Origin of the sequence: Neobacillus niacini (assembly GCF_023715785.1) — a bacterium.
GTDB classification, from domain to species: Bacteria; Bacillota; Bacilli; order Bacillales; family Cytobacillaceae; genus Neobacillus; species Neobacillus niacini_E.
In genome coordinates this window covers 1-13691 of the sequence record NZ_JAMBOX010000003.1, presented here as the reverse complement: position 1 = coordinate 13691, position 13691 = coordinate 1, and the positions used below count along the sequence as shown (strand labels likewise).

The 13691-nt window shown below is 44.8% G+C and carries 11 protein-coding genes and 1 rRNA gene; 9 read left to right on the top strand and 3 right to left on the bottom strand.

Going from position 1 to position 13691, the window contains the following annotated elements:
• Window positions 1-116: 116 nt before the first annotated feature.
• On the bottom strand, window positions 117-4586 hold the full coding sequence (locus tag M3234_RS07625; protein ID WP_262304147.1) for a glutamate synthase-related protein: 4470 nt from the start codon (window positions 4584-4586) through the stop codon (window positions 117-119).
• 307 nt (window positions 4587-4893) lie between these two features.
• Window positions 4894-6186 (bottom strand): glutamate-1-semialdehyde 2,1-aminomutase, encoded by a 1293-nt coding sequence (locus M3234_RS07620; protein WP_311315629.1) that lies wholly within the window; start codon window positions 6184-6186, stop codon window positions 4894-4896.
• Between the two features lie 559 nt (window positions 6187-6745).
• Here M3234_RS07620 and M3234_RS07615 point away from each other — a divergent pair.
• The 7 genes from M3234_RS07615 (at window position 6746) to perR (ending at window position 11738) form a co-directional block, all read left to right on the top strand.
• Entirely contained in the window at window positions 6746-7765 is a 1020-nt protein-coding gene (locus M3234_RS07615; RefSeq protein WP_262304146.1) for an ABC transporter ATP-binding protein, read from the top strand.
• Window positions 7758-8549 (top strand): ABC transporter permease, encoded by a 792-nt coding sequence (locus M3234_RS07610; RefSeq protein WP_262304145.1) that lies wholly within the window; start codon window positions 7758-7760, stop codon window positions 8547-8549. The genes M3234_RS07615 and M3234_RS07610 overlap by 8 nt, the downstream gene beginning before the upstream one ends.
• Window positions 8550-8552: 3 nt before the next feature.
• Window positions 8553-9338: an ABC transporter permease gene (locus M3234_RS07605; RefSeq protein ID WP_262304144.1), complete on the top strand. Its 786-nt coding sequence runs from the start codon at window positions 8553-8555 to the stop codon at window positions 9336-9338.
• A gap of 104 nt (window positions 9339-9442) precedes the next feature.
• Complete coding sequence (locus M3234_RS07600; RefSeq protein WP_262304143.1) at window positions 9443-9835, top strand: ion channel; 393 nt, start codon at window positions 9443-9445, stop codon at window positions 9833-9835.
• Window positions 9836-9909: 74 nt separating this feature from the next.
• Window positions 9910-10377, top strand: coding sequence for a thioredoxin-dependent thiol peroxidase (gene bcp, locus M3234_RS07595; RefSeq protein ID WP_262304142.1), 468 nt, complete (start codon window positions 9910-9912; stop codon window positions 10375-10377).
• Window positions 10378-10593: 216 nt separating this feature from the next.
• A complete protein-coding gene (locus M3234_RS07590; RefSeq protein ID WP_262304141.1) occupies window positions 10594-11142 on the top strand; it encodes a cob(I)yrinic acid a,c-diamide adenosyltransferase in 549 nt (182 codons plus the stop codon).
• Window positions 11143-11300: 158 nt separating this feature from the next.
• On the top strand, window positions 11301-11738 hold the full coding sequence (gene perR, locus M3234_RS07585; RefSeq protein WP_262304140.1) for a peroxide-responsive transcriptional repressor PerR: 438 nt from the start codon (window positions 11301-11303) through the stop codon (window positions 11736-11738).
• 77 nt (window positions 11739-11815) lie between these two features.
• Here perR and M3234_RS07580 read toward each other — a convergent pair whose 3' ends face one another.
• Window positions 11816-12172, bottom strand: coding sequence for a YgzB family protein (locus M3234_RS07580; protein ID WP_262304139.1), 357 nt, complete (start codon window positions 12170-12172; stop codon window positions 11816-11818).
• A gap of 154 nt (window positions 12173-12326) precedes the next feature.
• Here M3234_RS07580 and M3234_RS07575 point away from each other — a divergent pair, with 154 nt between their 5' ends.
• Together M3234_RS07575 and M3234_RS07570 are read left to right on the top strand one after the other, a co-directional pair.
• Window positions 12327-13202 (top strand): nucleotidyltransferase-like protein, encoded by an 876-nt coding sequence (locus M3234_RS07575; protein WP_262304138.1) that lies wholly within the window; start codon window positions 12327-12329, stop codon window positions 13200-13202.
• Window positions 13203-13473: 271 nt separating this feature from the next.
• Window positions 13474-13691 (top strand): 16S ribosomal RNA (locus M3234_RS07570); the annotation flags it as partial.

Here is a 13691-nt window from a genome sequence, read left to right as displayed (position 1 = left end):
CGGAAAATTCAATATATCTGCGATAATCCCCAATATATCTGCGATAATCCCCAATATATCTGCGATACCCAAAAAAAGCATCCGCTGAAACAAACGCGCGAATGCTTTTTTGAATTTTACTCAGTTGAAACAGCTGGGTCGGCCTGTTCCTTTACCGGGCTGATCTGAACGAAATGCTGTTCCGGAGCGGCTAACAATCGACGAAGCTGGTATGCTTCATGTGACTGTCCATTCTGTTCGAGTAAATCACTATATTTGGTTAACAGTTCTTCGATATCCTGCTTTCCTTTTTCGGATAAATCCAGAACGGAGACCTTCGCGCCTTTAGCGATTCGGCGCTTAATTGCATCCTTGGTCAGTCCCATTTCCGGCTGATGGCGGGTATAGATGACACCACCTGTCATGCCGGCACAAATCCATGGACCTGGGTCGCCAAGTACAAGGCCGCGGCCGTTGGTCATATATTCAAAGGCAAAGCCCTTGATATTAGCATTGGCCCCGATATTGCCGGTCTCTTTTTCCGGAAGCGGCTTTTTCAGCTTTCCGCCGATGAGCAAATCGGCCCCTGAAAGCCTGATTCCGGCACGGGCATCGGCATTGCCTTGGGCAACTAGCAGGCCTTTTTGGGCCCCATAGCCAAAGCCTTTTCCGACAGAGCCATTTAAATATTCGCCATTTTTCCCTTTTGACTTCAATACATAAATGCTGCCGCCGAAGGAAGTTTTCCCAACACCGTCCTGGCCGCCGCCATTGACAGTAATGTAAATGCCTTCGCTGTTGTAGGCCCCGAGGCCGTTGCCTGGAATAGAGCCATCCTTGTACTTAAGCTGTACACTTGGCAACTGCTTGTAGGATCCATCAAGTCTGCCGCGTACGCGGTGACAAGAAACTCGGCTGCCCAATACCCTCTGTTCGGAAGTGACACTGACAAACTCTCTTGAAGCGTGAAGCTGATCGACACTTGCATCGAGATACTCTGCACCGGCTGCGACCTGCATTTGGGCTTCAGCCGCAGTCTTGGCGGCTTCAATTCTGGCGAACTGGCTAATTTCCAGCGGTTTCAGCAAGTAGGAGAGATTAAGCTGGTTCCCGCCCTTTACCTGCTCCAAAAACTCGGAATGGCCGACAGCCTCTTGAAGGTTGCGAACTCCTAGGGAAGCGGCAAGTGCTTTCACCTCGTTGCCAAAAGCGGTAAACAGATTCATGATGCCTTGAACGGCCAAGTCATACTGACGTGGGACGAAGCGGCGCAGTCCGTGCTCTTTCGCCTGTGCCTCCGATTCAATTTGCGTGGCAATCCCGACATGGCAGGTATCCAAATGACAGCCGCGACAGGTGGTACAGCCGATTGACAGCATGGCCAGTGTCCCGAAACCAACCCGGTTCGCACCAAGCAGCATGATTTTAACAACATCCATCGCACTCTTCATCCCGCCGTCTGCCCAAAGCTCTACTTTATGGCGCAATCCGCTTTCCAGCAGGGCGTTATGGGCCGCTTTAACCCCGATTTCAACCGGAAGGCCGACATGTTGCAGAGCATGGATTCTTGCGGCACCGGTCCCGCCGTCAAAACCGCTTAGGGTAATGATATCGGCGCCTGCTTTGGCAATCCCGACAGCAATGGTGCCAATGTTTGGAACCACCGGCACTTTAACGGCAATCTTTGCCTTGTCATTGGCTGTTTTTAATTCTTGAATCATTTGTGCTAAATCTTCAATTGAATAAATATCATGGTTGTTTGATGGTGAAATCAGGTCTGAACCAAGTGTCGCATTACGGGCCGCCGCGACCTTGGCGGTAACCTTCGATCCAGGCAAATGGCCGCCCTCACCAGGCTTGGCGCCCTGGCCAATTTTTATTTCCAATAGATTCGAAGAGTTTAACAGCTCGGCGTTGACACCAAATCGTCCCGAGGCAATTTGCTGCCCACGGGTTCGCGGATATTTCCCGAGCATATCCTTGATTTCGCCGCCTTCCCCGTTCAAGCTGACCATGTTTAAGCGGTCAGCCCCCTCTGCATAAGCCCTAAAGGCAATCTCGTTTTGAGAGCCAAAGGACATAGAAGAAATCAAAAACGGCAGATCATGATCGCCGACAGTAATATTGACTTCGCTAGGTGACACAGGATTGGCGCTATTCTTTAAACCGACCAAATGGCGAATGGTCGTTGGATTTTCGGTTTCTTGCTCGTTAATTTTTTCACGGTACACACTGTAATCGCCGGTTGCCGCCACTTCCCCAATTGCCTTCCAAATCCGCGGGAACAGGTGGATCGTTTTTCCGACTCGTTCTTTCTCGTTTTGGTAATCCTCAGCCCGTTTAAAGGCATCCTGCTTCATCGCTTCAAAATTGCTCTCAAGCTCGGAGGAGCCAAAGAAGTTTACGACATTTAACACCTCGGCAACTTCTTGGTTCAGGCCGATGCTCGAGAATAGGCGCCCATAGCCACGCAGTTCATGAATGCCAATGGTTGAAATCACTTTTTCAAGACCCTTGGTCAAAGCGCCGTACAGGTTTACAAGCGGTGCGGTCGTTTCACCGAGAACCGTCAGGAACATATAGTATGGGCTGATTAAATCCGCACCCAAGCCAAACACGGTTACACAATCGTGCAAGGAGCGAATCGCGGCCGAACGCAGCAGCAGCGAGCAATCGCGGCGAAGTTCCGCCTTGACCAATGCCTGGTCGATCGCGGATGTGACTAGATGAGGGTCAAGCCAGTAAGAATCGTCCTGATGGGCTTTCGCATCATCGAGAATAAGCAAGGTTTTTCCCTGCTTTACAGCATGAACAGCTTCACTGGCGAGTCGATCAAGTGCCTCATTGATTGTTTCATTTTTTAAAAAAGTAGTCGAAATATAAGCAGCTAACTTTTGTTCTTGGAAATGATAGACCACTTGGTCAAAGCTTGGCTGTCCCAGCGTTTCTGAACAACTAAAGCCGGCTTTGCCTTCCAACAGAATCGGAGTTGTCAGTTCAATCACAGTCCCAGTGTCTTGGGCAGCGTTTAAAACCGGACGATTGCCAATGATCACGCGTGTGGAAAAATGCTCAGTTTCCCGGTCACGGTCAATCGCCGGATTGGTCACAACCGCAACACTTTCCTTGATATAATCGGCAATGTTGACGCGTTCAGGATTAAGCGCCGCCAGCGGGGCATCATGACCAAGCGAGCGAATCGGCTCGACACCTTTTTCCGCCATTTGTTCAATCAACTGGATATGGTCCCGTTCCCAGCCGAACGCTTTATATTGGCCGTTATGGATTTTGTCCGGATAACTCATCGTAACGGTTTTGCTTAACAACGGTGGCTGCAGCCGGAGTCGTGCTTCGTTAAGCAGGAGCCGTTTCGAAAAGCGGTTATAAACTTCATTTTGATAGTCACCATGCTCATAAAGAGCCAACTCCGAACCGTTCCATTTAAAACCTACTTTCTCGCCAGGGGAGAGCGGCTTTGGCTCGCTCACGTACTCACTGGATGGAATAATTCCTGGTTCAGAGGAGAACAGGTAGGAGGTATCGGTTTCCAGCATCCAAAGCGGGCGCAGGCCCAAAGCGTCGACACTAAACACGGCTTCATCGCCATAGCGGGAGATGATCCCCGCAGGGCCCTGAGCGAAATGGCCCCATGCCTCGCGCAAATAAGTATATAAATCTTGCAAATGTTCCGGATATGCTTTGATTTCATTGATGATTGGCGGGAACAGAAGATCCATCGCTTCAAACAATGAATAGCCGTCACGGCAAATCAGAGTTTCCATTGTCCGGCTTAAATCCTGCGAGTCACTGCCGTCCTTCACGAGTGGCACGCCAATCATTTTGGCCTCATCGCGCAGCTTGGCAATCGTATTGATTTCACCGTTATGTCCAATGACGCTGAATGGCTGGACCCGGAAAAAGCTTGATAGTGTATTGGTGGAGTAGCGGTTATGGCCGAGCGTCATTGTTGAAGCGACAAGCGGGCTGGCAAGGTCATGATAGTAACGCGGCAGAATATCACCGGCTCCCATAACTTTGTATACGGCATGATTTTGGCTTAATGAGGCTACGTGAACATTCTCGTTTGACTCAAAATCTACCAGAGCTTCAAACAAGACCTTGTTTAATTCATCGCCGGTTTTATCGGAAAGACAGGCAAATTGCCAAAATACAGGATTTTCTTGGATTGCAATTGGCCCTAATGCAGAAGAGTCGGTCACTTTGTCGGTTTCAAAAACTAGTTGTAAATGGTGTTTTGTTAGTTTGTTGATTAATTCTTGTCTCGTAGATTCCCAGTTTACATTTTTGCTAATAAACACATGCCCAACGGCGAATTCTTCTTTTTCCAAAAGTGATGGATCAAGGTCGGCTTGGCGCAGTTTTTCTTTCCAGAGCTCGGTTGGGATATCGACATGAATTCCAACGCCGTCCCCTTCACCGTTGATAAAACCAGCACGGTGATTCATGGTCACAAGCGCGTTAATGCAGTTGAAGATATTTTTCCTGGTCGGAATTTTGCTTTTTTCAAGGCTGGCGACGATTCCGCATGCATCGTGTTCCTGCTTGTAGAAATCTTTAAATAGGGAAGGGGTCCATCTTTGTGTCATTTGTTCGGGCTTCTTCAGTGGTACTAAAGGAAGCCGCTTCACCTCCTATGAAACAATAAATTTGAGAAATAATTTGGTGCTTTAATGAGGTAAAATTGTAAATGGATAAAAAAGCAAAAATAATAGTCTAATATTATCATAAGAATTTTCAGACATCAAATAAATATTCAGTATTTTGGATATGGATTTGGCATTGGTTTAATCGAAAAAATAGATGAAAATCCGTTATTGCAAACGTTTTTAAATTTTGAGAAATAAAAAGAGAGCCTGAATAGCTCTCTTTTTTTGCATAAAATCTGTATATTTATTACTGCTTTAGTGATGAAAATGCATTTCTGACTGCATGAAGAGTCGCTTCCACGTCTTCTTCTGTATGGGCGATAGTTAGGAACCATGCTTCGTATTTCGATGGCGCAAGGTTAATTCCTTGGTGAAGCATCAATTTGAAAAATTTACCGAACATTTCTCCATCGGTGTTTTCGGCTTGCTCATAGTTCTCGATTTTTTCATTTGTAAAATAAACGGTGAACGCACCTTTTAAGCGGTTGATAGTAATCTCGATATCGAATTCATTTGCCGCCGCCAAAATTCCTTCTTCAAGCATTGCGCCAAGGCGGTCCACGTAGTCATACACACCAGGCTGTTTCAAGACTTCAAGGCAGGCAATCCCGGCAAGCATGGAAGCGGGGTTTCCGGCCATCGTGCCGGCTTGGTAAGCCGGGCCGAGCGGGGCCACTTTTTCCATTATTTCTTTGCGGCCGCCGTATGCGCCGATTGGCAGTCCGCCTCCAATGATTTTTCCAAGTGCGGTTAAGTCCGGCTTGATGCCAAGAAGGTCCTGGGCACCGCCGTACATGAAGCGGAACGCGGTGATGACCTCGTCGTAAATGACAAGTGCACCGGCTTCGTGGGTCAAGTCGTTAACCTGTTCAAGGAATCCAGGGTTTGGCTCGACAATCCCGAAGTTGCCGACGATTGGTTCGACGAGAACGGCGGCGATTTGGTCGCCCCATTTTTCTAGAGCTTGCTTGAATGGTTCGATATCGTTGAATGGGACAGTAATCACTTCTTGAGCGATAGATTTCGGCACCCCGGCGGAATCTGGTGTGCCAAGAGTGGATGGGCCAGAACCGGCAGCAACAAGCACTAGATCAGAGTGTCCGTGATAACAGCCGGCAAATTTGATGATTTTGTCGCGGCCGGTGTAAGCACGGGCCACGCGGATGGTTGTCATGACCGCCTCTGTTCCGGAGTTGACGAAGCGAACCTTGTCTAATGAGGGTATCGCTTCCTTCAGCATTTTGGCAAATTTCACTTCATGCGGAGTCGGCGTGCCGTATAGGACCCCCGTTTCCGCTGCACGCTTAATGGCCTCGGTAATATGCGGGTGCGCATGGCCAGTGATGATCGGGCCATACGCCGCCAGGTAGTCGATATACTGGTTGCCGTCGACATCCCAGAAATAAGCGCCCTGGGCCCGCTCCATCACAACCGGAGCACCGCCGCCTACAGCTTTATATGAACGTGACGGGCTGTTGACACCGCCGACAATATGCTGGAGCGCTTCGTTATGTAATCGTTCTGAATTGGTAAAATGCACAATAATTACCTCCTTTTTTCGTTTCCTTACATATTCTATCATGATTTTGTTGTATTAATGTTTCGACTATTTTGGGGGGAGGCGGTGATAAAAGACAATTTCACAAAAATCGGAGGGAAACTGTCTAATAGAAGCTGGCTAAAAGACACTTTGCGATGAAATTATTCTCAAACTGTCTAATAGGAGCTGGCTAAAAGACACTTTGCGATGAAATCAATCATAACCTGTCTAATAGAAGCCCTCTAAAAGACACTTTGCCATGGAATCAACCTCAAACTGTCTAATAGAAGCCCTCTAAAAGACACTTTGCCATGGAATCAACCTCAAACTGTCTAATAGAAGCCTTCTAAAAGACACTTTGCCATGGAATCAACCTCAAACTGTCTAATAGCCCCCCTTCTAAAAGACACTTTTTCAAAAATCTAACGCAATTTGTCTAATATGCCATCATCCTTATCCCGGCCGCACCCCAACACTCCAATGCTCCAAAGTTGTGTTCCCATCCCAATTTGGCTAAACTAAAACATTAGGGTAAGCAAGAGCAACAGGAGGTTACCAAATGACACAACGTGCAATTGAAGTAGATACCTTGCGAAAGGAATTCAAGTCCTATTCCAGCCGTTCTGGCTTGGCAGGGGCGTTCCGTGACCTTTTCACAAGAAATTATAAAGTCGTTCCAGCGGTGAACGACATCAGCTTTACTGTAAACCAAGGAGAAATGGTCGGTTACATCGGCGAAAACGGCGCAGGTAAATCCACGACCATCAAAATGCTAACGGGAATCTTAACGCCAACATCGGGCAAAATCATCGTGAACGGGATGAACCCGCACAAGCAGCGAGAACAATTCGTGCAAACCATCGGCGTCGTCTTTGGGCAGCGCTCGCAGCTCTGGTGGGATATCGCTGTCCAGGAATCGTTCCGCCTGCTCAAAAAGGTATATAAGGTTACCGACGAGCAATACGACGACCATATGAACCATGTCATCAAAACGCTGGACATCGAACCGCTCCTCGACAAGCCGGTCAGAAAATTATCGCTCGGTCAGCGGATGCGCTGTGAACTCGCGGCCGCACTAATTCACAACCCGCCGCTCTTATTTCTTGACGAGCCGACGATTGGCCTTGATGTGCTCGTAAAATTAAAAATCCGTGAATTTTTAAAGGAAATTAACGAGAAATATAACACAACCATTCTATTAACCACGCATAACCTTACTGATATCGAGGCGTTGTGTGACCGCGTCATCATGCTCGATGAGGGAAGTATCATCTACGACGGGGCGCTAAAACATCTCAAGGAAAACTTGGGAGACGGTAAAGAGCTGCAATTTCAATTTCTTGAAAAAGTCGACCTTCAAGCCGTCAAAGCCCTCACCACAGGAATGCCGGTTAAATGGGCTCTGGATGAAAAAGAGCATATCTTTACGGCTAATGTAGAAGATCACGATGAACTCGTTTCGATGCTCATAGCCAAAATAGTGGCCAATTACAAAATCAAGGACATCAAAATCAACGAAACTTCGACGGAAGAAATTATCCGCAATATTTATGAAAAGGGTGCAGTGGAAGTTGGATAAATACTTGGAAATGATACGCATCCGTTTCTTAATGATGCTGGCGTACAGGACGAATTATTATACCGGAATCCTCATATACAGCATCAATATTGGGGCTTATTACTTTTTGTGGAAGGCGATATACGGGGCAAAAACGGATATTCAAGGACTGTCTATTGCCCAAATGACAACCTACGTGGCCATTTCCTGGATGGCGCGCGCGTTTTATTTCAACAACCTCGATCGGGAAATGGCGATGGAAATCAAAGAGGGAAAAGTGGCGGTTGAGTTAATCAGGCCCTACAACTACCTGGGGATGAAAACGATGCAAGCGTTCGGGGAAGGAATTTTTCGCTTGTTCTTCTTCTCTCTACCCGGACTCATCATCGTTTATTTTGTTTTCCCGATACAATTTACTTGGGATCTCGGTGTCTGGGGGCTTTTTGCCATCTCGATTCTATTGAGCTTTTTTATCAATACCGAACTGAACTTATTAACAGGAATTACGACTTTCTTCTTATATAATAATACAGGCCTGATTCGCGCCAAGCGGGTGGTCATTGATTTGTTTTCCGGGCTGATATTGCCGATGAGCTTTTTCCCCGGCTGGGCGCAAGAAATCATGAAATTCCTGCCGTTTCAAGGTATCAGCTATATCCCAAGCATGATTTACACCGAAGGCTTTACACATCAGCAAGCCATCGCGGCCCTTGGCCAGCAGTTTCTTTGGGTTGTTATTCTTTATCTACCCATCCTCTGGCTGTGGTCCATTGCCAAAAAACAGCTTGTGATTCAAGGGGGGTAAGCTGTGTTTTACGTATCCATGTTTTTTCAATACCTGTCACAATATATCAAAACAAGACTGCAATACCGTACCGATTTGTTTGTTGAGTTTTTCTCGGATTTGCTGTCGCAGGCCATCAACCTAATCTTTATATTAGTGGTGTTTGGCCACACGGACTTGTTGAGTGGCTGGAGCAGGGATGAAATCATTTTCATTTACGGGTTTTTCCTCGTGCCGTTCGCGGTGTTCTCGGCGTTTTTTAACATCTGGGATTTTAATGAACGTTACATTGTCAAAGGGGAACTGGACCGCATCCTGACAAGGCCGATTCACAGCCTGTTTCAGATTATTCTGGAGCGGCTGGAACTGGAATCACTTTTAGGAGGAATTACCGGCATAGCGGTTATGCTTTATGCCGGCAGCAGGCTCGGGCTCACCATCGAATGGTATGAACCAATCCTATTTATCGTGTTTGTAATCGGCGGTGCGCTCGTTTACGGCGGCATTTTTATCATGTTGGCCTGCATCAGCTTTTGGGCGGATGCGAGAACGTCGCTGATGCCGATGATGTATAATATCAGTAACTACGGGCGCTACCCCGTCAACATTTACAACAAATTAATTCGCTTTGTGCTGACCTGGATCCTGCCATTTGCTTTTGCCGGTGTTTATCCTGCTGCTTTTTTTCTTGAAAAAAAAGAATGGTATTGGTATTCGTTTTTAACACCACTAATCGGCATTATCTTTTTTGTCCTATCGGTTATGCTCTGGAATCAGGGCGTCAAAAAATACCGCGGTGCAGGGAATTAGCGCCACATCAAAAACCGGGCAACTTGTCCGGTTTTTGATATTTTATCGGCCAAGCTCGCATAGGAATAGAGTAGCAGTTATTCTATTTTTGAGGTGGTTGCTCCGTGGTTTTTTTTCTGCTGCCAATCGTAATATTTTGCATTTTTATGAGTATCCGCACGCTGTTTATTCCAAATACAATCAAAGGCAAAATAGTCTCATTAGATAACTTTTTCTATTTGGCGACCGTTTATCTGACGCTGATCATCGGTTTTGGTCTTATTTATTTAATTTTTGAGTTAATGGGAATGTCGGTATTAAGGGAAGCAAATAATGCAAAGCATTATAGTATTTTTGAAACGAGCTTTTATTTTAGTTCGATGATGCTGTTTTCGGTTGGAAACGGGGATGTCATCCCGCATGGAATCGGCCGGTTCATTGCAGCGATTGAGGCTCTGATTGGGTACACGCTCCCGGCGGCGTTTGTTGCGAGAGTAATGTTTGAACGCGAAAAATAAGACAAGAAAGTTGCATTATCATAAAACTATCGGTAGCCTATAAATAGGAATATTTTTCAAAAGGAGTGAATGGCATGACAGTTGAAATCGGAACCAAAGTGCCGGATTTTACATTGGAAGCCCAAACGGGAGAAACCGTAACGTTATCTGACCTGCATGGAAAAAATGTTGTCATCTACTTTTATCCGAAAGATATGACACCAGGGTGTACCACCGAAGCCTGCGATTTCAGGGACAAGTATCAGGAGTTTGCCGATTTGAATGCAGTTATCTTGGGAATCAGCCCCGATCCGGTCGCGCGGCACCAAAAGTTTGTCGAGAAATACAGTTTGCCGTTCCTGCTGCTGGCGGATATGGATCACCAGGTGGCAGAAGCTTATGGCGTCTGGAAACTAAAGAAAAACTTTGGTAAAGAGTACATGGGCATTGAACGATCTACCTTTGTAGTCGATAAAGAAGGCAGAGTAGCCAAGGAATGGCGCAAGGTCCAAGTGAAAGGCCATGTGGAGGAAGCATTGGCATTTATTAGGGAAAATCTTTAAGTCTTTTTAACGCCTATTTTCATCGAAAAAGGCATTTGTCCAATGCAAGAATGCTGGTTTTGAATATCATTTTATTAGGGCATACCTCCTCAGATAATTTTTTTAGGGTCGCGAGCGGCCCTTTTTTTAATGGCAACAGTGTTCTGCCTTTTCTTATAAACAATATAGGTGATATGATAAAGTTAAAAAATTGTGATGATAAAAGGGGATGCGGCGATGAAAATCTATACGAAAACGGGCGATAAGGGTACGACTTCGCTCATTTACGGGCAAAGGGTAGCAAAAAACGACCTGCGGGTGGAAGCGTACGGCACCTGCGATGAAACAAATTCAATGATCGGACTTGCCCTTAGCCATTTAAGTAAGGAAAATTTCCAAGGAAAAGAAATAATTGAAAAAGTTTATCATAAAATACAAACGAACCTATTTCATGTTGGTGCGGAACTAGCAACACCAAAGGGGAAAGAGGTTAAGTGGTCGCTGACCGCTGCGGATATAGAAGAAATGGAAAAAATGATAGATGAATGGGATGGCACGCTGCCAGCGTTAACAAACTTTATTTTGCCTGGTGGACATCCAGCAGGGGCAGCGTTTCATGTAGCCCGTACGATTGCAAGACGCGCGGAAAGATGTGCAGTCGGCTTAGGGGAAGAGGCGAATCCGCTTGTATTGGCCTATTTAAACCGGCTTTCCGATTTATTGTTTGTAACGGCGCGGTATGTGAACCATAAACTAGGAGTGAACGAACAAACATTACATAGTTAATATAGAAGGCATGAACTGTTTGTAAATTGGCGCTAAAATGTATAGAAATAGTTAAAAACATTGTGTTAGTGGTATTACAATGTTGACAAAAGTACAAAATACCTAGTAAACTAATTATAACAATTATAAAATAAGAATCTTTTTCAGAAGGAAGGTGCATGGCGATGAACCAATTAAAAGAAGCGTTGGATACCTTGAAGGATACCGGAGTTCGTATTACTCCACAACGTCATGCGATACTTGAATATTTAATAAACTCGATGTCACATCCTACTGCGGATGAGATTTATAAAGCTCTTGAAGGCAAATTTCCAAATATGAGTGTGGCAACAGTTTACAATAATTTACGGGTATTTCGTGAAGTAGGTCTTGTAACAGAATTAACCTATGGTGATTCCTCAAGCCGCTTTGATTTTGTCACCTCACATCACTATCATGTCATTTGTGAGGAATGCGGGAAAATCGTTGATTTCCATTACCCAGGACTAGATGAGGTTGAGCACTTGGCAACACACGTGACTGGATTTAAGGTGGCAAATCACCGTATGGAAATCTACGGTACTTGTCCGGAGTGTTCCAGTAAAGAAGTTCATTAAACGATGTAAAGGCTGATTGAACGGAATCGGCCTTTTTGGTGTTAATAAAAAGGGTGACCAAAGCTTTTAGGCTTAGGTCATCCTTTTCTACTTTTAGATTTATTGTAGTTTTCGTTAAATTCTTTTCCTTCAAGATTGGGATCGAGGGTTAACGGCTCGTTGCAATACATGCACATATCGACTCTGCCGAGCATTTTAGTGTGTTTTCCGCAATTTGGACACTTAACCTGTATTGTTTTCGTTGATAGCATGCCAATCCAAAAATAAACCACTGTACTTGCAATAATAAATAGCAGACCAAGAATCATGAAAATGGTCATAATAATTGGTGAGGTACGAAAATAAATGCCCGCGTACATAACAATAAAGCCGGCAAAAATTAACCCTAGTGCAAAAGATCTGATTTTATTTATTTTACTTGAATATTTCGCCATGAGTCTCCCTCCTAGACAAACTATACCATAATTTAGCGAGAAGAGAAAAAAGGAAACTCAATGAAGGATGTCGAATTTTGTCTTAAATTTTAGCAGGATATTTCCTATTGCTGTCGAACATATATTGCTAACGAGGAAATTGGAGGTAAACGGAATGGAAGACATTCTTCGGCCCCTCTATCAAGAGCGGGCAAGCCAACTGAATACCCTGGGGATATTATTGGTAGAAAAGAAACAAAGAACAAGTCAAACAACCGATTCATTTGACGTGATTTTATTGGTGATTGTCAAGGAAGCGGAGCAGCCGGTATACACAAAACTTTACTCCTATGATGATAAAAAAGCAGCAATGCATGTTATAACAGTGGAACAACTGCAACAATGGCTATTATTAGGGACGAATCGCAAAATTTTTGAATGGCTGCATCATTCAAAAATTCTATTTGACCGTAATGAATATATCGCCAACTTAAAAACCGAGTTACAAGAATTCCCGTTTAATGGGCGAAAAATAAAAATGGGCCTGGAATTCGCCAAACTGCTTCGCCGTTATGTTGACGGGAAGGCACTTTTTGAGCATAAACAGTATCTTGATGCCTATAATCATGTGGTACATTCACTTCATCACTTGGCACGGCTGGCGATCATCGAAAATGGCCTTCATCCAGAACTGACTGTTTGGCAGCAAGTGAAACAAATTGAACCGGAAATTTATAAATTATATGTGGAACTGGTCAATAGTGAGGAAACGATTGAACAACGGCTTGAACTTTTATTCCTTGCCAGCGAATTTTTAATTCATTCCAGGACTAAGATCGGTTCAGCGCATTTATTAGAAGTATTGAGTACAAAGGATTATTGGATGTTCAGTGAAATCATGAGTGAGGATGAATTGTGTCCTTATTCAGTGGATATGGCTGTACTGCTTGAATATCTACTCGAAAAACACTTATTAGAAATTGTTAATATTGAAACCAAAGGCCAAGGAGTTTTTCATCGGTGTTATCGCGTTAGTGAAAAACTATCGTAAAAAAATAAAAAAAGCTATTGACCTTTTCTCGGATACTTGGTATATTAATAACCGTCGCTGCGAAACATCTTTTAATAAGCTTTCTGCAGTTGACGGTTTGAAAAAAAGGTGTTGACATTAATAAACACCTTGTGATATATTAAGAAAGTCGCTTTTGAGCGGCAACCCAAGATAGTTCTTTGAAAACTAAACAAACAAAAACGTCAACAATAAACATTCATTTCTTTTGAAATGAAGCCAACGTAACATTTATGAGCTAATCAACTCAACTTTATTGGAGAGTTTGATCCTGGCTCAGGACGAACGCTGGCGGCGTGCCTAATACATGCAAGTCGAGCGAATCACTGGGACGCAAGTCCCGCTGGTTAGCGGCGGACGGGTGAGTAACACGTGGGCAACCTGCCTGTAAGACTGGGATAACACCGGGAAACCGGTGCTAATACCGGATCATTCTTATCGACACATGTCGGTAAGCTGAAAGTCGGTTTC